Here is a 24296-nt window from a genome sequence, read left to right as displayed (position 1 = left end):
CTCGTTCACTGACCGCCCTCCGTCCGGGTATTGAGAATATTGACCCCGCGCACCAGCACCGACGGGCAGCCGTGACTTACTGCCGCCACCTGACCGGGCTGGGCTTTACCGCAGTTGAACGCACCACCGAGCTGCCAGGTGCTCGGCCCGCCGACCGCTTCCATCGACCCCCAGAAATCCGTGGTCGTGGCCTGGTAGGCGACATCGCGGAGTTGGCCGTCGAGTTCGCCGTTGCGGATGCGGAAGAAGCGCTGGCCGGTGAACTGGAAGTTGTAGCGCTGCATGTCGATCGACCAGCTCTTGTCGCCGACGATGTAGATGCCGTCCTCGACTCGGGAGATGAGCTCCGCGGTGGTGGTGTCACGCGACGGATCCGGCTGCAGCGACACATTCGCCATCCGCTGGATCGGAACATGGTGCGGCGAATCGGCGTACGAGCACCCGTTGGAGCGGTCGAGTCCGAGGCGCGGGGCGAATACACGGTCGAGTTGGTAGCCGACCAGGATGCCGTCGCGAACGAGGTCCCACTGCTGGCCGGCGACGCCTTCGTCGTCGTAGCCGACGGTGCTCAGGCCGTTGACCTGTGTGCGGTCACCGGTGACATGCATGATCGGCGTGCCGTATCGCAGCGTGCCGAGCTGGTCCGGGGTGGCGAACGAGGTGCCCGCGTAAGCGGATTCGTAGCCGATCGCCCGGTCGTATTCGGTGGCGTGACCGATGGATTCGTGGATCGTGAGCCACAGGTTCGTCGGATCGATCACCAGATCGGTGGGGCCTGCGACAACGCTCGGCGCCTTCACCTTCTCGGCCAGCCAGCCCGGGATCTGCGCGAGTTCGCCTGTCCAGTCCCAGGTTCCGTCGGCGCCGGTGACGTACTCCCAGCCACGGCCAGCCGGTGCGGCGAGGGTGCGCATCGTCTCGAAGACACCCGACGCGGAATCGACGGTGACCGCTTCCAGCTGGGGGTGCAGGCGCACGCGCTGCTGGGTGATCGAGGAACCCGCGGTGTCGGCGTAGAAGGTCTGCTCCTTGACCTGCAGAACCGAGGCGGTGACATGGTCGACACCGTCGGACGCGGACAGACGCCCCGAATAGTCTTGCAGCACAGCCACTTTGTCGGCGGTCGGCACCGCGAACGGGTCCACCTCATACGTCGAAACCCACGAGACATCGTCATAGCGTGGCTCGTCGGCCAGCTCGACACGTTCCCGGTTCAGCGAACGTAATGCCCGTGCCACGTTCACCGCCCGGCGCGCCACCTCGGCGGCGGTCGCGGGCGTGAGCGCGGCGTGCGAGGCGAAACCCCAGGTGCCGTCGATGATCACGCGCACCGCCAGCCCCAGTTCGGTCGCGTCGGTGACCGCTTCGACGCGCCCGTCGCGCAACCGGATCGACTGCGTCACCAGACGTTGCACGCGCAGATCGGCGTGTTCGGCGCCTGCCGCGCGGGCCGCCGACAACGCGGCCTCGGCCAGTGCGCCGAGCCCGAGCGCGCGGAACTCCTCGTCCACATCTCTGGAAGTCGTGGTACTCACCGGACCCACGCTAACCGGTGCCACCGACACATGTGCGCCGGAGCCGGTTCCAGGCGCGCGAAAAGCCGGTTGCGGCAGTCGTTACCGTGACGCGCGGACCCTGCTCCTCCCGCGAGCGATGCCGGAAATGCCGTAGGGTGCCCGCCGTGCCGCCATCTGCCTTGCGCGATCGAAAAAGGGAACGAACCCGTCGGGCGATCCTTCTGGCCGCCGTCGAATTGTTCGAGGCCAGAGGGTATGAGGAAACGACCGTCGCCGACATCGCCGCCGAGGCAGAGGTCGGAACCCGCACCTTCTTCAACTACTTCGCGAGCAAAGAAGAACTGCTCTTCCCCGAACCCGACGAACGGGTGCGCGCGGCCGTCGCCGCGATCGCCACGCGTCGCCCCGGCGAGCGACCGGTGGAGGTGTTGCTGCGGGCCCTGCGGGCCGCGGGCGACGACCCCGGCGAACACCTCGTCGATGACGTCGGCTCGCGGGTAGCGGCGCTGCGGGCGCGGGTCTCACGCACTGTTCCCTCGGTGAGCGGTCGCGCCGCGCACGCGCAACTGGTCGCCCAGCGCGAGATCGCGCACCAACTGCACATCGCGTTCCCCCACGAACTCGACGAGGTCGGCGCCGCGGCGCTGGTTGGTGCGGTGGTCGGCGCGGTGTCGGGCGCGTTGACGGTGCTGTTCCAACAACCCCAGCACGGCATCGACGACGGGGAACGCCTGCATCGCAAGATCCACGAGACCACCTCGCGGGTTCTGCAGCCCTGGCTCGCCGCCTCCGCGCCACCGGAACCGGTGCACTAGCCGAACTGCTGCCACCCCAACCGGATCACCATCACCACCACGACCACCAGCAAGACGATCCGGACGAACCCGGCGCCCCTGGCCAGTGCCATCCGTGAACCGACCAGGGCGCCGAGCACATTGGCCACCGCCATGCCCGCGCCGAGGCCCCACAGGACGTGTCCGGTCACGCCGAGGAACAGCAGTCCGCCCAGGTTCGACCCGCAGTTGATCACCTTCGCCATCGCCGCCGCCCGCACGAACTCGGTGCCGAGCAGGGTCGCGAAGGTGATGATCAGGAAGGTGCCGGTGCCCGGCCCGAGCAGCCCGTCGTAGAGGCCGATCAGACCGGCGGCCAGCGCCACCACCAGGATCACCTTGCGTCGCGTCGGCGGGTGGGTGGCCATGGTCAGGCCGACCGAGGGACGCAGGGTCACGAATACCGCCACCGCGACGAGCACCACCATGACCAGGGGAATGAACAGGTCGCGGTCGATCAGCGAGACCGCCGCCGCACCGCATGCGGAGGTGATCGCCGCGAGCACCGCGGCGGGCAACAGCACCTTCCACTGCATCGGCACCTTGCGCGCGAAGGTCGCCACCGCGGTCGATGTGCCCGCCAGCGAGGTGAGCTTGTTGGTGCCGAGGGCGGTCTGCGGCGTGATGCCGGGGACGACGAGCAACAGCGTCGGCAGGATGATCAGCCCGCCACCGCCGACCACCGCATCGACCCAGCCCGCTGCCGCCGCGGCCATCAGCAGGACCGTCCAGTCTCCGATTTGCACCCGTTCAGGCAATCAAGATCACGACCGGAAAGCCAGCCGGGCTACGCGTACCTCCGCCTTCGCTCCGGCCGTGCGCGGCTGCGGAACGCTTCGCGTCTGCGCACATTAGGCTGAGCCGGTGCGCCGGTTCAGCCTGTGGCTACGCGGACGACCCATCGTCGCCGATTCGATTCTCGCGGGATTGCTGCTGTTCCTCGATGCCCTCGGCGTTGGCGACGAACGCAACAAGGTCGTCTATCTGATCTTCTCGGTGATTCTGCCGTTGCCGCTGATCCTGCGCCGGGTGTATCCGCGGGCGGTGGCGGCGGCGATGCTGGTGCTGTCGCAGGTCAACACCCTGTTCGGCTATCTGACCGATGATCAGGCCACCGACCATGTCGCGCTGATCGGGCTCGGGGTGATGCTCTACACACTGGTCGCCTACGTGGGGCGGCGTGAGGGGATCGTCTACCTGGTTTTCCTCGTGCTCGATCTGGTGACGTCGGTCGTGTTGCTCGACGAGCCCAAGGGCGGCGATCTGGCGATGGTCGTGCTCATCTACGCGCTGTGCTGGACACTGGCCGAGTTCAACGGGGCCCGGCACGCCTACGACTCCGAGGTCGCGGCGCGCCTGGCGGTCGCCGACTATGACAAGGAACGACGCGCGCACGACGCGGTCGCCGCCGAACGCACCCGCATCGCCCGCGAACTCCACGACGTGGTCGCGCACGCGGTGAGCGTGATCATCGTCCAGGCCGACGGCGCCAAATACGCCCTGCGCCAGGACCCCGAAACCGCCGAACGCGCACTGGCGACCATCGCGGGAACCGGCCGCGACGCCCTGCGCGAACTGCGCCGCACGGTCGCCTTGCTGCGCACCGAGCACGCACCGGAGATGTTGCCCCAACACGGGAGCGCGGGAATCGCGAAGCTGGCGCAGATGATGCGCGAGGCGGGGGTGGCCGTCGACCTCGAGCTGACCGGTGAACTCGACGACATCGCCCCCGAGGTGAGTTTGGGGGTGCACCGCATCGTGCAGGAATCGCTCACCAACACCCTGCGGCACGCCGGCGCGGAGCCGAAGGCGGTGGTGCGGGTGCACCGGCGCGAGGAGGACATTCTCGTCGAGGTCACCGACAGCGGTGGCGTACCCGCCCAGGTGAGCGCGGGCGCCGAGATCCCCGGGACCGGGATGGGCCTGGTCGGGATGCGCGAACGAGTCGCGGTGCTCGGTGGCACCCTGCACGCGGGCAGGCTCGACGACGGCCGCTGGCAGGTGCGGGCCGACCTCCCGCTGCGCGCCGAAACGGACTGATCCGCCCACTATGGTGGGGCAATGCCGATCAGCGTGCTCGTGGTGGACGATCAAGAACTCATGCGAATGGGCCTGAAGATGGTGCTCGGCGCGCACCCCGACATCGATGTGATCGGCGAAGCGGGCAACGGTGACGAGGCTGTGCGGCGGGCCAGCGAACTGCGCCCCGACGTGGTGCTGATGGATGTGCGGATGCCGGTTGTCGACGGCGTCACCGCCACCGCCCGGATCGTCGCGGCGGGGGAGGGCGTTCGGGTGCTCGTGATGACCACCTTCGACCTCGACGAACACGCCCTCGGAGCCCTGCGCGCCGGCGCCAGCGGGTTCCTGCTCAAGGACACCCCGCCGGAAGACCTCATCTCGGCGATCCGCAGCGTCGCCGCCGGTGACGCGGTGGTCTCGCCCAAAGTCACCAAGCGGCTGCTGGACCGGCTGGTAGCCGAGGATCCGACCAGCCTGCGCGACCCGAAGATCCTCGACGTCCTCACCGCCCGCGAACGCGAAGTGCTCGAGCAGATCGCGATCGGCCGCTCCAACGCCGAGATCGCCGCCGCCCTGTTCCTGTCGGAGGCGACCGTGAAAACACACGTCGGCCGGGTGCTCACCAAACTCGGCCTGCGCGACCGGGTACAGGCGGTGGTCCTCGCCTACGAAACCGGGTTGGTGCGTCCGGGTGCCTGAACCCGCCTGCCCGCCCGGGAGAAAAATCGGGCGCTCGTGCGTTGACGGAGTAGATCGTCCGAAAGGATCGCCATGACCGCCCTGCTGTTCGTCCTCTACCTCGTCGTCGAGATCGCCGCCCTCGTCGCTCTCGCCCAGCTGATCGGCATCGGCTGGGCGCTGGTCGTGCTCGTCGCGGTCTCCGGCGTGGGCTTGGTGCTGCTCGGACGGCAGGGCAGGCGGGTGTTCGACCGATTCCGGCGGGCCTCACGCGGTGAGGTGAGTGCCGAGAGCGCCGTCGCCGACGGGGTGATCGTCGCCACCGGATCGGTGCTGCTGTTCGTGCCGGGCCTGGTGACCGGAGTCATCGGCCTGCTCGCGCTGTTCCCACCGACCAGGGCGCTGCTGCGACCGGCGCTGGAGAAGCTCGGTACCCGGCGTTTCGGTCCGCTGCCCTCGTTCGCGCCCTCGCCGTATCGGGGCATGGTCGTGGACGCCGACGGTGATGTGGTCGACGGCGATGTGGTCGGGCAGTGGTACGACGACGGTCACACCGCAGGTCCCCGTGCGCTCGGCCCTGCCTGATCCGCGACATGCCCGCGCTCGTCGGTGAAGGGTCTAGAGTGCCCGTATGGCCACCGAGCAGATCACCATTACGGTGAGCGAGGAACTGGCCGACGCGGTGCGCAGAGCGAGCGCCGCTGCCGGGCAGTCGATGTCGGATTTCACCACCGCCGCATGGCGATTGGAACTGATCGCCGTGGAGGCGGGCGGGCATTGTTCCGCCGGGTTCAGTGACGCCGAAGTGCGCGCCGCACTCTCGCTACCGACCTGAGACCGTCGCCGCCGAGCTGACGCGGCCACCGTCGACCCGATGCGGTCACCGTCGACCCGATGCGGTCACCGTCGACCCGATGCGGTCACCGTCGACCCGATGCGGTCACCGTCGAGCTGAGACTGTCCCTGCCGGGGTGACGATCCGTCGATACGGCAGACTGGGCAACCGTGAGTACCCAGTTGCTGATCGGCGGTCGTTTCTACAGTTCGAGCTCCCCGGACGCGACCGCGATGGCGGTCACCGACGGCACCGTTGTGTTTTTGGGAGCCGAGGCGCCAGGGCGCGCGATGCACCCCGATGCGGAGATCATCGACCTCGCCGGTGCGTTCGTGGCGCCCGCGTTCGTCGACCCGCACGTGCACGTCACCGCGCTGGGACTCCAGCTGACCGGTCTCGACGTGAGCGCCGCCGGATCCCTGGCCGAACTGCTCCAGACGGTGCGCGCCCACGCCGCGAACCAGCCGGACGGGGTGATCATCGGCGAGGGCTGGGACGACACCTCCTGGCCCGAACAACGTCCGCCGACGGTCGCCGAACTCGATGAAGCTGCCGGTCCTGGCAGGCTCGTGTACCTGGCGCGCGTCGACGCCCATTCGGCCGTCGCTTCCTCGGCACTGCTCGACGCGACCGGCGAACTCGGCGAGGGATACCGGCGTGGTGAGCTGTTGCGCGCCGACGCCCACCACCGGGTGCGCACGGTCGCGCTCGCCGAACTCACTCTCACCCAACGTGATTCAGCGCGCAAGGCCGCACTCGACGCGGCGGCGGCACACGGCATCGTCGCTGTCCACGAGTGCGCGGGGCCCGATATCTCCGGCCGCGACGACATTCGTGAACTCCTCGCTTTCGAACACGGTGTGGCAGTACGCGCCTACTGGGGTCAGGCCGTGCGCACCGCCCACGAAGCGCGCGCGCTGATCGACGAGCTCGGTGTGCACGCCCTCGGCGGTGACCTGTTCGTCGACGGCTCGCTCGGTTCGCACACCGCGCTGCTGCGCGAGCCCTACGCCGACGCGGCGGGCTGCGGCAAGAGCTTCCTCGACGAAGAGACCGTCACCGCGCACATCCGCGCCTGCACCGAAGCGGGAATCCAAGCGGGCTTCCACGCCATCGGCGACGCCGCGATGGACACGGTGGTCGCCGGATTCGCCCGTGTGGCAACCGAACTCGGCGGACCGGCGATCGCCGCACGCGGACACCGGGTCGAACACGCGGAGATGACCGACGCCGGCGCGATCGAACAACTCGCCGCGCTCGGCGTGACCGCGTCCGTGCAGCCGGGCTTCGACGCCGCATGGGGCGGACCCGACGGGATGTACGCGACCCGACTCGGCGTCGAACGCGCCGCCGGTCTGAACCCCTTCTCGGCGATGGCGGCCGCGGGCATCTCCCTCGCCATCGGCTCCGACGCACCCGTCACCGCGATGAACCCGTGGGAACAGGTACGCGCGGCCGTCCACCACCGCACACCCGGCCACGGACTCTCGCCCCGCGCAGCTTTCGCCGCAGCCACCCGTGGCGCCTGGCGAGCGGGCGGCGTCCGCGACGGTCTGGCGGGCACCCTGGTCCCCGGCGCCCCCGCCTCCTACGCCGTCTGGGACGCGGGCGACCTCGTCGTCGCCGCGGCCGCCGACACCGTCCAGCGCTGGTCCACCGACCCCCGCTCCCGCGTCCCCGGTCTCCCGCGCCTCGACCCCGGCGTAGACCTGCCGACCTGCCTGCGCACCGTGCGCGACGGCGTCCCGATCTACACAGCCTGACCAGCCGTCAGCACCACGCCCGCAACGAATCACGGAGCACCACACCATGATCGACCCCGCGACGGGCGACCGTCCCGACTCCACATCCGCCGACGAATCGACATCTGCCGTCGGCGATGTCGCTCCCGGTGCGTCGGAGTCGGCTACCGGGCATTCCCGAAAGGCGCATGGATCGCGTCCGGAGTCGGCCGATCCGAAGTCCACCGGCACCGAATTGATGATGTTGCGGATGCTGGCCGCGATCGCGGGTGGGCTGTTGTTGTTCGGCAGCTTCCCGCCGCGCCCGTTCTGGTTCCTCGCACCGGTGGCCCTCGCGCTGCTCACCCTCGCAGTGCGTGGGCCGGGCAAGGCGCGCGGTGGGTTCGGGTACGGGATGCTCGGGGGGCTGGCGTTTTTCGTGCCGTTGCTGCCGTGGACCGGGATCTATGTGGGGCCGGTGCCGTGGCTGGCACTCTCGACGGTCTGCGCGGTGTACTTCGGACTCTGGGGTGTGCTCGCCCGGTGGTTGAGCGCGCTGCCGGGGTGGCCGGTGTGGCTCGCGCTGGCATGGACCGCGACCGAATGGCTCCGGTCGAGCTTTCCGTTCGGCGGATTCCCATGGGGGCGTGTCGCTTTCGGCCAGGCCGACGGCTGGTACCTGCCACTGGCCGCCTACGGTGGCGCACCGCTGGTCGGCTTCGCGGTCGCGCTGACCGGCACCGGTCTCGCCGCCCTGGCACTTCGCCTGCTCGCCTGGTCGCGTACCCCCGCGCCACGCCCGAACACCCGCGCCGTGCGCACCGGATTTGCCACCGCGGGAGTGGCAGTGGCTATCATGCCCCTGGCCGCAGTGATCCTGCGGCCGACGCTGCCCGACCCGGATGCAGGCAACCGGACGATCACGGTCGCCGCCATCCAGGGCAGTGTGCCGCGGCTCGGGCTCGACTTCAACGCCCAGCGCCGCGCCGTGCTGGACAACCACGTCCGCCGCACCGAGGAACTGGCCGACGCCGTCACCCGCGGACTCACCGCGCGGCCCGACATCGTGATCTGGCCCGAGAACTCCTCCGATATAGATCCACTGCGCAACGCCGACGCCGCCGCCGAGATCACCGAAGCCTCGGTGAAGATCGGCGCCCCGATCCTGGTCGGCGCAGTCCTGGTGAACGGTGACCGCACGACCACCAACTCGGTGATCGTGTGGAACGGCGCGGCCGGTCCGGGGGATCGGCACGACAAGAAGATCATCCAGCCGTTCGGCGAATACCTGCCGATGCGTGGTTTCTTCCGTTTGTTCTCCTCCTATGCCGACCGCGCGGGCTATTTCGTGCCGGGTAATGGTGACGGAACGGTGACGGCCGCCGGTGTGCCGATCGGGGTGGCGACCTGTTACGAGGTCGCCTTCGATCGGGCATTTCGGGACTCGCTCGCCGCGGGCGCCGAATTGCTGACGGTGCCGACCAACAACGCGACGTTCGGCGAGAGCGAGATGACATATCAACAACTCGCCATGTCGCGGGTGCGGGCGGTCGAACACGGGCGCGCGCTCGTGGTCGCAGCAACCACGGGTGTCAGTGGGATCATCACCGCAGACGGCGTGCTCAGGCAGAGCACCGAGCAGATCGTTCCCGCTGCGTTGGTGTCCCAGCTACCGCTGCGCGACACGACGACAATCGCAACCCGAATCGGTGCATGGCCCGAACTCGCGTCCGTTATCCTGACCGCGATCGGTGTCGGATCGCTATTACTTCGACGCCGCCGTGCGAATCCGACGCACCTTGTGCGAAGTTCGGACAATTCTGAATAAGCGGTTTGTTTCAGCCGGGGGGAAGCGGCGCAAAGTTGCTGCTTCAGCGGTGTAATTCGTTGAGCTCGAAATAAATTCACATCGGTAGCCATCCGGCCGCCGTCGTACTCCGAATCATGGGCGTGGATAAGCCACGCCCTGGGCCGTCGTGTGCCCGGGCGCTGCTCGGGGAGTTGTGACACAAGGCAGAAACGGAGTGCTTGATGAGTTCTTTGGCCACCGACCACGTCAGCTCATGCGTCACCGACGAGGACCCGGGCCAACCGTTCGCCCTCTCGCCCGGTCAGACAGCACTGTGGTACGCGCAACGGATTCGGCCCGACATTCCGCTCACCATCGCTCATTACGTCGAACTGCACGGTGACCTCGACGTCGGCCGCCTGCTCTACGCGGTGGAGCGCTACGGCGCGGAATCCCAAGTGGGACACGTGCGCCTACTCGAGATCGACGGCGTGCCCCACCAGCGAGTCGACCCCACCTGGCGGCCCGGCTGGGGCCGGATCGACCTGCGCGGCGAAGCCGACCCGCGCGCCGCCGCGCTGGCCTGGATGAACACCCACGCCAGCACTCCTATCGACATGGAGCACGAGCCGCTCACCATCAATGTGGTGTTGCGGATCGGTGACCGGGAATGGTTCTGGTACGAGCGCGGCCACCACATCGTGATCGACGGTTACGGTGCGATGAACGCCCTCGCCCGCACCGCCGAGATCTACACCGCCGTCGGCGAACAGCGCGAACCGTCGGTCTCGAGGGCCGCCGCGCTCGTCGACCTCTACGCCGACGAATCCCGCTACCGCGAGTCCAGCCGGTTCCGCGCCGACCGCGAGTACTGGATGCAGCAGCTCGCCGGCGTGGGCGAGCCGATGACCCTGTCGTCGGTCACCGCCGCGGGCGACACCCACGACGCGGGTCGCCACCGCGCCACCGCGGTCCTCGACACCGACCTCGACACCCTGCTCACCGACGCGATCGCCACCCACGGGTCGGCCAACTCCGCGCTGATCGTCGCCGCCCTGGCCGCCTACGTCCGTTCGGTCACCGGTGACCCCGATGTTGTTCTCAGCCTTCCGGTTTCGGCGCGCACCACCGTCGCGCTGCGCCGTTCGGCGGGCGTGGTGTCGAACGTGGTGCCGCTGCGGGTCCGGTTCGACGAGCACACCACCGTCGCCGACGTCGTACGCCAGACCGAACTGCAGATCACCGGCGCCCTGCGCCACCAGCGCTACCGCTCCGACGACATCCGCCGTGACTGCGGGTACTCCCGCGACGCGCGCGGGTTCTTCGGGCCGATGGTCAACATCATGCTGTTCCACGACGAGCTGAAGTTCGACGACATCGCCGGTCAGCTCAATGTGCTCGCCACCGGCCCCGTCGAAGACCTCTCGATCAACATCTACAACGGCGACGGCGGCCGCATCCAGCTCGACTTCGAAGCGAACCCGAAGCTCTACGGCGAGACCGAGAACGCCGCCCACCACGGCCGCTACCTCGACTTCCTCGCGCGCTTCCTGGCTGCGGAGCCGACCACCCCCGCCGCCACGCTCACCGCGATCACCGCCGCCGAGCACGACAAGGTGTTGCGGGAGTGGAACACCACCGAGATCCCGATGCAGGCCGCGACGCTGATCTCGCTGTTCGAAGACCAGGTGCGGCGCAGCCCGCACGCCATCGGTCTCGAATTCGGTGACCGCACAATCGGTTACACCGAACTCGGTGACCGGGTGAACCAGCTGGCGCGTGAACTCATCGGCCGCGGCGCGGGCCCGGAAACCACCGTCGGCGTGTGCCTGCATCGCAGTATCGATCTGGTCGTCGGGATCTACGCGGTACTCGCGACCGGTGCCGCCTACCTGCCGATCGACCCGGAGCACCCGGTCGATCGCATGGAAGCGGTACTGGCACAGGCACATCCGGTGTGCGTGCTCACCGCGGACCGTGACGGGGTGCGGTTGCCGGCGGGCACAGCCAGGATCGATCTGGACACCCTGGACGTCAGCGGCAACGATGTCGCGCCGATCACCGACGCCGACCGGCGCGCACCGCTGCGGCCCGATCATCTCGCTTACGTCATTTTCACCTCCGGCTCCACCGGTAAACCCAAGGGCGTCGGCATCACGCACGCCGCGATCGTGAACCGGTTGCGGTGGATGCAGGCCGAATACCCCCTCGACTACACCGACGCGGTCCTGCAGAAGACCCCGGCCACCTTCGACGTGTCGGTCTGGGAGTTCTTCTGGCCGTTGCAGGTCGGCGCCCGGCTGGTCGTCGCCGCGCCCGAAGGACATCGCGACCCGGCCTATCTCGCCCGGATCATCACCGAAAAATCCATCACCACGGCGCATTTCGTGCCCTCGATGCTGTCGCTGTTCGTCACCGACCCGCGAGTGCGCGGCGGGGCCGGGCTGCGGCGGGTGTTCTGCAGCGGTGAGGCGCTGCCCGGCGCCACCGTCGCCGATTTCCACGCCGCACTGCACGGGCCCGACGGCGGACCAGAACTGCACAACCTGTACGGCCCCACCGAGGCCGCGGTCGACGTCACCTACTGGCCGTGCCCGGCCGAGGCCACCACGGTGCCGATCGGCTCGCCGGTGTGGAACACCCAGACCTACGTGCTCGACCCGCACCTGCGACCGGTACCGCCCGGCGTCGTCGGTGAGCTGTACCTGGCAGGCACCCAGCTGGCCCGCGGCTACCTGGGCCGACCCGACCTGAGCGCCGATCGGTTCGTCGCCAACCCGTTCACCCCGGGCCAGCGCATGTACCGCACGGGCGACCTGGCCCGCTGGCAGATCGACGGTGGCGTCCTGGAATACCTGGGCCGCACCGACTTCCAGGTCAAGATCCGCGGCCTGCGCATCGAACTCGGCGAGATCGAAGCCGCGCTGCTCGCCCAGCCGGACATCGCGCGCGCCGTCTGCGTGGCCCGCACCGCCCGTACCGGTGACGACGAACTCGTCGCCTACGTGGTCGCCGCGCCGGGCGCCTCGGCCCCCGATCCCGCCGCCCTGCTCTCGGCGCTGCGCCGCGGTCTGCCGTCCTACATGGTGCCCTCGGCGTTGGTCGTGCTCGACGAACTGCCGTTGAGCGCCAACGGCAAAGTCGACCGCAAAGCGCTGCCCGCGCCGGAGGTGGGTGTACGGGTCACCACCGGCGCCGCCGCACCGCAGACCGAACTGGAATGCGCACTCGCGGAGATCTTCACCGAGGTGCTCGCCCTCGACGGCACCGCGATCGGTGTCGAGGACAGTTTCTTCGACCTCGGCGGCAACTCCCTGATCGCCGCACGCGCGGTCGCCCGGATCAACACCATCCTCGATGCGAACGTGACCATCCGGGAGATGTTCGAGGCGCCGACGATCGCCGCGCTGGCCGCCTACATCAGCACCCACCGGTCCGAGACGTCGACGCCGAAACTGGTTCCCGTGCGCAGGCCCGAACGGGTACCGCTGTCGCTTGCCCAGCAGCGGCTCTGGATCCTGAACCGGTTCGCCGAACACGCCGCCGCGTACAACATGCCCCTGGCGCTGCGGCTCACCGGCCACCTCGATCTCGACGCGTTGCGTGCGGGCCTGCGTGACGTCCTCGACCGTCACGAGTCCCTGCGCACCAGCTTCCCGGACGGTCCCGACGGCCCGTACCAGCTCATCCACCCGGCAGCCGGGGTGGAACCCGAGCTGGCGCCGATCGATGTGGCCGCCACCGAGATCACCGCGCTGGCCGCGCAGGTGGCGGGCCGCGGTTTCGATCTGCGGACCGAGACCCCGTTGCGGGTCGCGCTGTACCGGGTCGGCACGCAGGACCACCTGCTGCTCGTGGTGCTGCACCACATCAGCGGTGACGGCTGGTCCGTCGCCCCGCTGGCCAGGGACCTGATGGTCGCGGTGTCGGCGCGCGCGGGCGGAGCCGCACCGCAGTGGGCGGCGCTGCCGGTGCAGTACGCCGATTTCGCGATGTGGCAGCGTGAACTGCTCGGTGAGGAAACCGATCCCGAAGCGCCCATCGCGCGCCAGCTCGGGCACTGGCGCGGTGCGCTGGCCGGGCTGCCCGACCAGCTCGATCTGCCGCTCGACCGGCCGCGCCCGCAGCAGCGAGGCACCGGCGGGGACACCGTCGAATTCGTCATCGACGCCGAAACCCGGCGCGCGGCAGCCGAACTCGCGACCGGTCGCGGGGTGAGCATGTTCATGGTGCTGCACGCGGCGCTGGCCACCCTGCTGGCCCGGTTGTGCGCGAGCACCGACGTCACCATCGGCACGCCGATCGCCGGCCGCTCCGATCCGGCGCTCGACGAGCTGGTCGGCATGTTCGTCAACACCCTCGTATTGCGCACCGACGTGGATCTCGGTGCCGGGTTCGACCGCATGCTCGACCTGGTCCGCGAGACCGACCTCGACGCCTTCGCCAACCCCGACGTGCCCTTCGAACGGCTCGTCGAACTGGTCAATCCCGATCGCTCGACCAGCAGGCACCCGCTGTTCCAGGTGATGCTGTCCTACGACCGCACGCCCGAACTGCGCGTCGAATTGCCCGGTGTCACCGCCGAACTGGTGCCGATCGAGATCGGCGTCGCCAAGTTCGACTTGCAGCTCGAGGTCCGCGACAACCACGACGACGGCCCGCTGCACGCCGAATTCGCTTTCGCCACCGACGTTTTCGATCGCGCCACGGTGGAGGCCATCGCCCGCCGGTTCACCACCTTGCTGGCCGCCGCCGTCGCCACGCCCGCCACCGCGATCGGCGACCTCGACGTGCTCGACCGCCGCGAGATCGCCCGTCTGGTCCCCGTGGCCGGTGCACCGGCCGAACCCGCGGGCACCCTGGCCCGGCTGCTCAGCGACACCGCGCAGCACCTCCCGGATGCGGTGGCGGTGCGCTACCTCGGCTTCGACACCACCTACCGGGAACTCGACGAACGCTCGAACCAGGTGGCGCGCAGCCTCATCGCCCACGGTGCCGCACCCGAAACGGTGGTCGCCGTCGCGTTGCCGCGCAGCCTCGAGTCGATCATCGCCATCTGGGCGGTCGCCAAAACCGGCGCCGCGTACGTGCCCGTCGACCCGGCCTACCCGGCCGAGCGCATCGCGCACATGATCGGTGACTCCGGCGCGACGCTCGGGCTCACCCTGCCCGAACATCTCGCCGCGCTGCCCACCGCCACCGGAAAGCACCGGTCGGCACCGGATTGGATGGTGTTCGGAACGGCCGATTTCGAAGCCGACTGCGCGATCCGGTCGGCGACCCCGCTGTCCGACGCCGATCGCAGAAACCCGATGCGGGCCGGTCAGCCCGCCTATCTCATCTATACCTCGGGCTCGACCGGCACGCCCAAGGCCGTCGTGGTCACCCACGCGGGCATCGCCTCGCTGGCCAGCGAACAGACCCAGCTGTTCAAGGTGACCGACCACGCGCGCACCATGCACTTCTCCTCGCCCAGTTTCGACGCCTCGGTGCTCGAACTGCTGCTCGGTTTCGCCGCGGGTGCCACGATCGTGGTCGCCCCGGCCGACCTCTACGGCGGTGCGGAACTGGCGAGTTTCCTTCGCTCGGAACGCATCACCCACGCGTTCATCACCCCGGCTGCGCTGGCCACCGTGCCCGTGGGCGATTTCCCGGCCCTCGGCACCGTCATCGTCGGCGGCGAGGCCTGCTCGGACGAACTCGTCGAAGCCTGGGCCTCGAAGTATCGGATGCACAACATGTACGGCCCGTCCGAGGCGACCGTCGCGGTCACCGCGAGCGCGGCCATGGTGCCGGGGGAGCCGGTGCCGCTGGGCGCGCCCGTGCGTGGCATGCGGTTGTTCGTGCTCGACGGCCGGATGAACCCGGTGCCGCCGGGGACGCCGGGCGAACTGCACGTCTCCGGGCCGGGCCTGGCTCGCGGGTACCTCGGCAAGGCGGGGCTCACCGCGCAGCGATTCGTCGCGAACCCGCACGGCCGGGTCGGCGAAAGAATGTATCGCACAGGCGATCTCGTGATTGCCGACACGTCGGGTCGGCTGCGCTTCCTCGGTCGTGCCGACGACCAGATCAAGATCCGTGGCTTCCGCATCGAGCTGCGCGAGATCGACCACGTGCTGCGCGAACACCCGGGCGTGCGGTCCGCGCTGACCGTCGTCCACGTCGACGAGCAGGGACAGCAGCGGCTCGCGTCCTACGTCACCGCCGACGGCCCGCTCGACCAGGCCGCCGTGCTCGACACCGCCCGCGCCATGCTGCCCGGCTACATGGTGCCCGCCGCGCTGGCGGTGCTCGACGCGATGCCGGTGACCCCGGCGGGCAAACTCGACCGAAAGGCGCTGCCCACACCACAATTCGTGGTCAGCGGTGGTTCGCGTGCGCCGCGTACGCACCTCGAGATGCGGGTGGCGGCGGTGTTCACCGAGGTCCTCGGTCGCCCGATTCCCGGTGCGGAGGACAGCTTCTTCGACATCGGCGGTAACTCGCTGCTGGCCACCCGGCTCGCCGCCGCACTGCACGCCGACTTCGAAGTGGACCTGCCGGTCCGCCAGATCTTCGAGGCGCCGACCGTGGCGGGCATCGCCCGGCTGATCACGGAAGCGCCCCGGACGCAGCGGGTGGCGCTGGCGGTACACACCCCGCGCCCGGGACGCATACCACTGTCGTTGCCGCAGCAACGGCTGTGGTTCCTGAACCGATTGTCCCCCGAATCGAGCGCCTACAACATCGCATTCGTCTTGCGAATCGGCGGAGATCTGGACATTGACGCGCTCCGCGGCGCCCTCACCGACCTCGTCGAGCGCCACGAAGTACTGCGCACGGTCTTTCCCGAAGATCTCTCCGGCGCCCAGCAGGTGATCCTGCCGCTCACCCAGGCCATGCCCGCGGTGGAGGTCGTCGACAGCGCACCGGAGCGGGCGCAGGCGGTACTGACCACGCTGGCCCGCGAGGGCTTCGACCTCACCCGGCAGACGCCGCTGCGAGTATCGTTGCAGCGCACGGCATCCGACGAGTACCTGCTCGGTGTCGTCGTGCACCACATTGCCGCCGACGGGTGGTCACTCGGTCCGCTGACGCGTGACCTCGCCATGGCCTACGTGGCACGGACCGGCGGTGTGGCGTCCGAGCGCGCGCCGCTGCCCGTGCAGTACGCCGACTTCAGCCTGTGGCAGCGGGCGGTCCTCGGCGCCGAGGACGATCCGGACAGCATCACCGCCACCCAGCTCGCGTTCTGGCGCGAAACCCTGGCCGAACTGCCCGACGAACTGCCGTTGCCGTTCGACCGACCCCGTCCCCTCGAACCGACAGGGACCGCGGGCACTGTCACCTGCCAGGTCTCGGCACCGCTGCAGCGCGCACTCGACGAGCTGGCGAGCCAGACCGGAGTCAGCCTGTTCATGGTCGTGCGCTCGGCGCTGTCGGTGCTGCTGCGCAGCGTCACCGGCGGACGCGACATCCCGATCGGCACCCCGGTCGCGGGACGCACCGACATCCAACTCGACGACCTCGTCGGCATGTTCGTCAACACCCTGGTCCTGCGCTCCGACGTCGACCCGGGCCGTAGTTTCACCGAACTGCTGCACGCCGACCGCGATGCCGAACTGGCGGCGCTGGCCCACGCGGATGTGCCGTTCGAACGGGTCGTCGACGCGCTCGGCCGGGAGAGCCGCGCGAGTAACCGGCACCCGCTGTTCCAGGTCGCGCTGAGCATGCAGGACGCGCGCACACCCGAACTGGAACTGCCCGGCCTGCGGCTGTCGGCGGAAGAACTCGACATCGCCCTGGCCAAGTTCGACCTGGAACTGCGGGTCGCCCCCGCCGCCGAGAACGGGCTGCGGTTCGACTTCGTCTACGCCACCGAACTGTTCGACGCCGCCACCATCGACACCCTCGCCGAACGGTTCGTCCGGATCCTCACCCAGGTGACCGCCGACCCACGGCAACTGGTGTGCGAAATCGACCCGCTCACCGTGCTCGAACACCGTGAGCACGTCCCCGCACAGGGGCCCGCCGCGGTCACGCCGATCATCCTGGCCGACATCCTCGACGGTGCCGCCACGAAGTACCCCGACCGGCCCGCCCTGCGCTGGTTCGCAGGCGGCAGTGTCGCCGGCGAGGTGGGCGAGCTCGACTACGCCGAAGTCGCCCGCCGGGCACACCGGCTCGGCCGGGCCCTGATCGCCCGCGGTATCGGCACCGGCGACCGGGTGGCCGTCGGCCTGACCCGCTCACTGGACTGCGCACTCGCCATCTTCGGCGTCGCGGCCAGCGGTGCGGCGTTCGTCCCGGTCGACCCGCGCTACCCGGCCGACCGGGTCCGGCACATGCTCACCGACTCCGGTGCCCGCGCGGTCCTCACCGCACGCGCCGACGCGGACGCCCTGCGCGAGGCCGCGGGCCCCCTGGAAACCCAGTGGTTGCTGATGGACGGCAACGAGCTGAACACCGAACTGGCGAGCTACGACGGCGCGCGGATCACCGACGCCGAGCGGATCCGGCCGGTGCGCACCGCCGACCTGGCCTATCAGATCTACACCTCCGGTTCCACCGGCCTGCCCAAGGGCGTGACCGTCACCCACGGCGGTCTCACCAGCCTCGCGCTCGACCTGCGCGAACGCATGGGCCTGGACCGGTTCTCCCGCACGTTCTTCTTCTCCACACCCAGCTTCGACGTCTCCGTTCTCGACATGCTGCTCGCCGTGTACTCGGGTGCCGAGATGGTGATCGGACCGATCGACATCTACGGCGGCGACGAACTCGGGGCGCTGCTGGAACGCGAGCAGATCACCCACACCTTCCTGACACCCGCGGTGCTGGCCTCGATCGACGCCACCCGCTGGCCGTTGCCGCTGCTGCGCGGTCTGATGGCCGGTGGCGAGGCGGTGCCGCCGGACCTGGTGGAGAACTGGGCGCCGGGCCGCCGATTCGTCAACGCCTACGGGCCCACCGAGTTCACCGTCATCGCCGCGATGTCGGAGCTGCGGGTGGATGTGCCGGTCGCCATCGGCACACCCACGCGCGGATCGCGGGCTGTCGTTCTGGACGAACGGCTACGGCCGGTCGTCACCGGCGTACCGGGTGAGCTCTACATCGGTGGCGCCGGCATCGCCCAGGGCTATCACGAGCGATACGGCCTGACCGCGGGACGATTCGTCGCCGACCCCTTCGGACCGGCGGGCAGCCGGATGTACCGCACCGGTGACGTGGTGCGCTGGACCGCCGGTGGCGAAATCGACTACCTCGGCCGCAGCGACCACCAGGTGAAGGTGCGCGGCTTCCGGATCGAACTCGGCGAGATCAGCGCCGTGCTCGGCAGCCATCCCGAGGTCCGCTTCGCCCACACCGAGGTCCGGCGGGTCGCAGGCGACGATCGGATCGTCGCCTGGATCCAGCTCAACGAGGGCGTCGACCCGGCCGAGGTGGCCGCGGTGAAACGGCACGCGGCGGTCCGGCTGGCCGGGCACATGGTGCCCGCGTCGCTGAACCTGATCGACCGGGTGCCGCTCACGCCGGTCGGCAAGCTCGACCGCACCGCGCTGCCGGAACCGGAATTCACCGCCACCGCAGGCCGGGCGCCCCAGACCGACGCCGAACGGACCGTCGCGCGGGTCTTCGAGGAACTGGTCGGGGCGAGCGAGGTCTGCGCCACCGACAGCTTCTTCGACATCGGCGGCAACTCGCTGCTGGCCACCCAGTTGGTGGCCCGTTTGGCCGCTGCCAGCAATGTGCGCCTGGAAGTTCGCACCGTGTTCGCGACGCCGACGGTCGCCGAACTCGCCGCGCTCATCGAGTCCGGACCGTCCGGCGACGAGCACCGGCCGGACCTGGTGCCACAGCGGCGACCGGAGCGGATCCCGTTGTCCGCGGCGCAGCGCAGGCTGTGGTTCCTCAACCGCTTCAACGCCGGTGCCGACAGTCAAGCGTCGGGCGCCTACAACATTCCGGTCGTGCTCCGCCTGCACGGCACCGTCGACCTCGATGCACTCATTGCCGCTTTGCACACGGTGCAACGTCGGCACGAGACGCTGCGCACGGTGTTCCCCGAGAGTTCAGGGGAGCCCGAGCAGTTGGTGCTCGACCCGGAGATCGCCGCCGTCACGCTGTTCCACGCGACGGCCACCGCGCGCGAGGTCGAGACCGCTGTGACCAGGTTCGTCACGCCGGGATTCGACCTGTCGGCGTCGGTGCCGATGCGGGCCGCGCTGATCACCGTCGACCACACCGGGCAGTCGGCACCGACCAAGGCCAAGTTCGCCGTCGCCCGCTCGACCGAGCATGTGCTGGTGCTGGTCGTGCACCACATCGCGATGGACGGTTGGTCGCTCGAACCCCTCGCCGCCGAAGTGGCCGCCGCCTACCGGGGCATCCAGACCGGCGAACCGTTCGGCGAACAGATCCCCGAGATCCAGTACGCCGACTACACCCTGTGGCAGCAGGACCTGCTCGGCACCGAGGACGATCCGGACTCGCTGATCAGCAAGCAACTCGAGCACTGGCGGGGCGCCCTCGACGGGCTGCCCGAACTGCTCTCCGTACCCGCAGACCGGCCGCGGCCGCCGGTGCCCTCCTATCAGGGCGGCACTGTCGACTGCGCGGTCGACGCGGCGACCCACCGGGCGCTGCGCGGCATCGCGGGCGCGAACAACGTCAGCATGTTCATGGTGTTGCACGCGGCGCTCGCGGTGCTGTTGCATCGGGTCACCGGCACCGAGGACATCGCCGTCGGCACCGCGAGCGCGGGCCGTGGGCACCCGGCCCTCGACGCGATGATCGGCATGTTCGTCAACACCCTGGTGCTGCGGACCGAGGTGTCCGACGAACGCGCGTTCGTCGACCTGCTGCGCACCGTCCGCGACTCGGACCTCGACGCCTTCGCCAATGCCGACCTGCCCTTCGAACGGCTCGTCGAAGTGGTCAACCCGGCGCGGTCGCAGTCGCATCACCCGCTGTTCCAGGTGATGCTGTCGGTGCGCAACAGCCCCGTGCGCATGCTGGAACTGCCCGGCTTGCGGATCGAAGCCGTCGACGCCGACGCCGGGATCGCCAAGTTCGATCTGCAGTTCACCTTCACCGAGACCCAGACCGGCGACCGAGTGGCCGACGGCATCGATCTGTCGGTGAACTACGCGGCCGACCTGTTCGACGAGGTCACCGCCCGCAGGTTCGGCGACCGGCTGGTCCGGTTGCTCGACGCCGTCGCCGCCGACCCGAACACCGCGGTGGGAGACCTGGCACTGCTCGACGCGGTCGAATGGACGGCGCTGGCACCGGTGCACGGCACCCGCGGCGAATCGCCGGTCACGCTGCCCGCGGTGTTCGGTGCCGCTGTCGCCCGTTCTCGCGACGGTGTCGCGCTGTCCGCCGGCGACACCGTCGTCACCTACGACGCCCTCGATCGATGGACGAACCGGCTTGCGCGCGTGTTGATCGGTCAGGGCATCGGGCCGGAAAGTCTTGTCGCCCTCGGGATCCCACGTTCGGTGGAATCGGTGGCGACGATGCTGGCCGTCGCCAAGGCCGGTGCCGCGTTCGTGCCGGTCGACCCGAACTACCCGCCGCAACGGATCAGTCACATGCTCACCGATTCCGGTGCGGCACTGGGTCTGACGCTGTTGGCACACCGCGATCAACTGCCCGGCGACTCCCGCTGGTTGGTCCTCGACGACCCGCAGACCAGGGCCACCGTGCTCGGCACCGACGACTCGCCGATCACCGACGCCGACCGCACTCGCCCACTGCGCCTGCACAATCCGGCGTACGTGATCTACACGTCGGGCTCCACCGGCACCCCGAAGGGCGTCGTCGTCACCCACGGCGGCCTGTCGAACTTCGCCGGTGAGACCGCCGACCGCTACGACGTACGACCCGGCAGCCGGGTACTGCACTTCGCCACCCCGAGCTTCGACGCCGCCATGCTCGACATCCTGTTCGCGCTCGGCGGTGCGGCCACACTGGTGATCGCCCCGGCAGGCGTGGTCGGCGGCGAGGAGCTGCGGCAACTGTTCATCCGGGAACGGATCACCCACGCGTTCATCACCACCGCCGCGCTGGGCACCGTCGACCCGACCGGCGTGCACTCCCTCGCCCACGTGCTCACCGGCGGTGAAGCGCTGCCGCCGGAACTGCTCGCCCGCTGGGCACCCGGCCGCAACTTCTACAACGTGTACGGGCCCACCGAGACGACCATCGTCACGCTGATGCCGCAGCCGATGAGCCCGCAGGGCCCGATCACCATCGGCGGGCCGATCCGCGGGGTCGCGGCCAGCGTGCTCGACCGGCGACTGCACCCGACACCCATCGGTGTCACCGGCGAACTGCAACTGGCCGGTTCGGCCCTGGCCCGCGGCTACCTCAACCGGCCGGGCCTCACCGCGCAGCGCTTCGTCGCCGATCCCTACGGCGCACCGGGCGAGCGCATGTACCGCACGGGCGACCTCGTGCGCTGGCGTGACGGCGCGAAGTCGGCGCTGGACGTGGAGTACGTCGGCCGCACCGACCATCAGGTGAAGGTCCGCGGTTTCCGGATCGAACTCGGCGAGATCGACGTCGCGTTCTCGCGGCACGCCGATGTCGAGCTGGCGCTCACCATCGGACACACCACCGCGGCCGGCGTCACGGCCCTGGTCTCGTATGTGAAGCCGCGCAACGGGACCTCGCCGAGCGTGCCGGAGCTGCTGGAGCACGTTGCCGGGCACGTACCGAACTACATGGTCCCGCAGGCGATCATGCTGCTCGACGAGGTACCGCTGAGCCCGGTCGGCAAGCTCGACCGCGCTCGGCTGCCCGAGCCGGTGTTCGCCGCCGCCGGTGGGTACCGTGCGCCGGTGACGGCTGCCGAGGTGGCGCTGTGCGCGGTGTTCACCGAGGTGCTCGGGGTGGAGCGGGTCGGCGTGGACGACGGGTTCTTCGAACTCGGCGGCAACTCCCTGCTGGCCACCAAAGTCGTTGCTGCACTGCGGGATCAGGGCTACGAGATGCCGGTACAGATGATGTTCGGCGACGCCACCCCGGCCGCGATCGCGGCCAAGCTCGCCGACGTCGACGCGGACGCGGTGATCGAAGCGGCCACCAGTCCGGTGCTGCCCATCCGCCCGTCCACCGGCCCGCACGACACCCCGCTGTTCTGCGTGCACCCGGCGATCGGTCTGGCCTGGTGCTACGCCGGACTGCTCGCGCACCTGGACCCGCAGCGCCCGGTCTACGGCCTGCAGGCACCGCACGTGTCCGGCGACGACAGCTTCACCTCGATCCCCGAAGCCGCCGGACACTATGTGGCCCACATCAAGTCGATCCAGCCGCACGGCCCCTACCACCTGCTCGGCTGGTCGCTCGGCGGCCTGATCGCGCAGGAGATCGCCGTGCAACTGCAGGACGCGGGCGAAGACGTCGAGCTGCTGGCCATGATGGACAGCTACCAGCTCGGTGACCGCTGGCTCGACACCTCGATGCCCTCGGTCGCCGACATCCTCGGCGAGTTCGGCGCCGACCTGGTAGACGGCGCGCCGTTGCCCGCCGACCTCGACCTGCACGAAGCGGCGGATCTGCTGCGGGCCCAAGCAGGCCCGTTCGCCGCGCTCTCGGTCGATCACCTGCAACGCCTCTACACCGGGTACGCCGACGGCACCGTCATGGCCAACCGGTTCCGGCCGCGCACCTTCGACGGCGATCTCGTGTTCTTCACCGCAGCGGCGGACGAGATCAACGCCGCCGATCCGAGCCGCAATGCCGACGCCTGGCAGCCGTTCGTCACCGGCAACATCCACAACCACGACCTGCCCTGCAGGCACGCGGCGATGACCACCCCGGAATCGTTGGCGGCGATCGGCCCCGTGCTGCATCGCCACCTCGACGCCGTCCCGGAGATCACCGTGTGCGGCAGCGGCCAGAAGGAGATGCGTCCGTGAGTCTCGCGGTAGAAGTGCGCGGCCTTGCCAAGAGTTACGGCAAGGTGCGCGTGCTGAAGGAGATCGACCTGGAGATCCCGGCGGGCACCGTGCTCGGCCTGCTGGGACCCAACGGCGCCGGTAAGACCACCACCGTGCGGATCGTCACCACGCTGTTGCGGCCCGATGCCGGTTCGGTGCGGGTCGCCGGTGTCGACGTGCTGGCCGACCCGGCCACCGCGCGCACCAGGATCGGGTTGTCCGGCCAGTACGCGGCGGTCGATGCGAACCTGACCGGTTACGAGAACCTGCGGATGGTGGCCCGCCTGTACGGGATGGGCCGCAAGCAGGCCGTCGCCCGGGTGGAGGAACTGCTCACCGCGTTCGGCCTCGACCACGCGGCGGGCAGGCGGGCGGGCACCTACTCCGGTGGCATGGCTCGTCGCCTCGACCTGGCCGGTGCGCTGGTGGCCCGGCCGCCGGTGGTGGTGCTCGACGAACCGACCACGGGCCTCGACCCGCGCGGTCGCCTCGACATGTGGGGGGTGATCGGCGATCTCGTCGACGACGGCACCACCGTCCTGCTCACCACCCAGTACCTCGAAGAGGCCGACCTGCTCGCCGACCGGATCACCGTCATCGACAAGGGCACGGTGATCGCGCGCGGTTCGGCCGACGAACTCAAGACCTCCATCGGCGGCGACCGGCTCACCGTCACCCTCGCCGCAGGCCAGAGCCCGTTTCCCGCGATCCAGGTATTGCAGCAGGTCGGAGTGGGCGAACCCATCCACGAACCCGGCAGCGACGAAGTGTCGGTGGTGGTCGGCAACGGTTCACGCACGATGGTCGAAGCGCTGCGCCGACTCGACGACGCCGGGATCTGCGTCCTGGACGCCAACGTCGTGCGCCCGACCCTCGACGATGTGTTCCTCTCGCTCACCGGCACCCCGGCCGAACCGATCCCCGAACCCGAAACCGACGACGTGCAAGAGGAGATCCTGTCGTGAGTGAGCGCAGC

11 protein-coding genes are annotated in these 24296 nt (G+C 69.6%); 9 read left to right on the top strand and 2 right to left on the bottom strand.

Going from position 1 to position 24296, the window contains the following annotated elements:
- Positions 1 to 5: 5 nt before the first annotated feature.
- The gene (locus tag ACFW6D_RS02630; protein ID WP_379324020.1) at positions 6 to 1535 is read right to left on the bottom strand and encodes a TldD/PmbA family protein; all 1530 of its coding nucleotides are present in this window, start codon (positions 1533 to 1535) and stop codon (positions 6 to 8) included.
- 146 nt (positions 1536 to 1681) lie between these two features.
- Between ACFW6D_RS02630 and ACFW6D_RS02625 the strand changes: the two genes are divergently transcribed.
- Entirely contained in the window at positions 1682 to 2332 is a 651-nt protein-coding gene (locus ACFW6D_RS02625) for a helix-turn-helix domain-containing protein (RefSeq protein ID WP_379324018.1), read from the top strand.
- Here ACFW6D_RS02625 and ACFW6D_RS02620 read toward each other — a convergent pair.
- Positions 2329 to 3096, bottom strand: coding sequence for a TSUP family transporter (locus ACFW6D_RS02620; RefSeq protein ID WP_379324016.1), 768 nt, complete (start codon positions 3094 to 3096; stop codon positions 2329 to 2331). The genes ACFW6D_RS02625 and ACFW6D_RS02620 overlap by 4 nt on opposite strands.
- Before the next feature lie 118 nt (positions 3097 to 3214).
- Between ACFW6D_RS02620 and ACFW6D_RS02615 the strand changes: the two genes are divergently transcribed.
- From ACFW6D_RS02615 to ACFW6D_RS02580, 8 genes are all read left to right on the top strand, one after another.
- Positions 3215 to 4390, top strand: a complete 1176-nt coding sequence (locus ACFW6D_RS02615) for a sensor histidine kinase (RefSeq protein ID WP_379324014.1) — start codon at positions 3215 to 3217, stop codon at positions 4388 to 4390.
- A 21-nt stretch (positions 4391 to 4411) separates the two neighbouring features.
- The gene (locus ACFW6D_RS02610; RefSeq protein ID WP_379230437.1) at positions 4412 to 5071 is read left to right on the top strand and encodes a response regulator; all 660 of its coding nucleotides are present in this window, start codon (positions 4412 to 4414) and stop codon (positions 5069 to 5071) included.
- 72 nt (positions 5072 to 5143) lie between these two features.
- Positions 5144 to 5635, top strand: a complete 492-nt coding sequence (locus ACFW6D_RS02605; RefSeq protein WP_379324012.1) for an FxsA family protein — start codon at positions 5144 to 5146, stop codon at positions 5633 to 5635.
- A 46-nt stretch (positions 5636 to 5681) separates the two neighbouring features.
- Complete coding sequence (locus ACFW6D_RS02600; protein WP_379324010.1) at positions 5682 to 5885, top strand: hypothetical protein; 204 nt, start codon at positions 5682 to 5684, stop codon at positions 5883 to 5885.
- A 170-nt stretch (positions 5886 to 6055) separates the two neighbouring features.
- On the top strand, positions 6056 to 7648 hold the full coding sequence (locus ACFW6D_RS02595) for an amidohydrolase (RefSeq protein WP_379324008.1): 1593 nt from the start codon (positions 6056 to 6058) through the stop codon (positions 7646 to 7648).
- Between the two features lie 217 nt (positions 7649 to 7865).
- Positions 7866 to 9434: an apolipoprotein N-acyltransferase gene (lnt, locus tag ACFW6D_RS02590; protein ID WP_379324233.1), complete on the top strand. Its 1569-nt coding sequence runs from the start codon at positions 7866 to 7868 to the stop codon at positions 9432 to 9434.
- Between the two features lie 203 nt (positions 9435 to 9637).
- Positions 9638 to 23299, top strand: a complete 13662-nt coding sequence (locus ACFW6D_RS02585; protein ID WP_379324006.1) for an amino acid adenylation domain-containing protein — start codon at positions 9638 to 9640, stop codon at positions 23297 to 23299.
- Positions 23296 to 24285, top strand: a complete 990-nt coding sequence (locus ACFW6D_RS02580) for an ATP-binding cassette domain-containing protein (protein WP_379324004.1) — start codon at positions 23296 to 23298, stop codon at positions 24283 to 24285. Before ACFW6D_RS02585 ends, ACFW6D_RS02580 begins: the two co-directional genes overlap by 4 nt.
- The last annotated feature ends 11 nt before the right edge of the window (positions 24286 to 24296 follow it).

The organism is Nocardia sp. NPDC058705, from assembly GCF_042749305.1.
Classification (GTDB): Bacteria; Actinomycetota; Actinomycetes; order Mycobacteriales; family Mycobacteriaceae; genus Nocardia.
The sequence above is the reverse complement of the archived record's forward strand: the minus strand, read 5'-3'. Positions and strand labels throughout refer to the sequence as shown.

Coding starts and splice junctions, on each gene's coding strand:
- ACFW6D_RS02610 (WP_379230437.1), top strand. CDS start 4,412: ATGCCGATCAGCGTGCTCGTGGTGGACGATCAAGAACTCATGCGAATG.
- ACFW6D_RS02605 (WP_379324012.1), top strand. CDS start 5,144: ATGACCGCCCTGCTGTTCGTCCTCTACCTCGTCGTCGAGATCGCCGCC.
- ACFW6D_RS02600 (WP_379324010.1), top strand. CDS start 5,682: ATGGCCACCGAGCAGATCACCATTACGGTGAGCGAGGAACTGGCCGAC.
- lnt (WP_379324233.1), top strand. CDS start 7,866: ATGATGTTGCGGATGCTGGCCGCGATCGCGGGTGGGCTGTTGTTGTTC.
- ACFW6D_RS02585 (WP_379324006.1), top strand. CDS start 9,638: ATGAGTTCTTTGGCCACCGACCACGTCAGCTCATGCGTCACCGACGAG.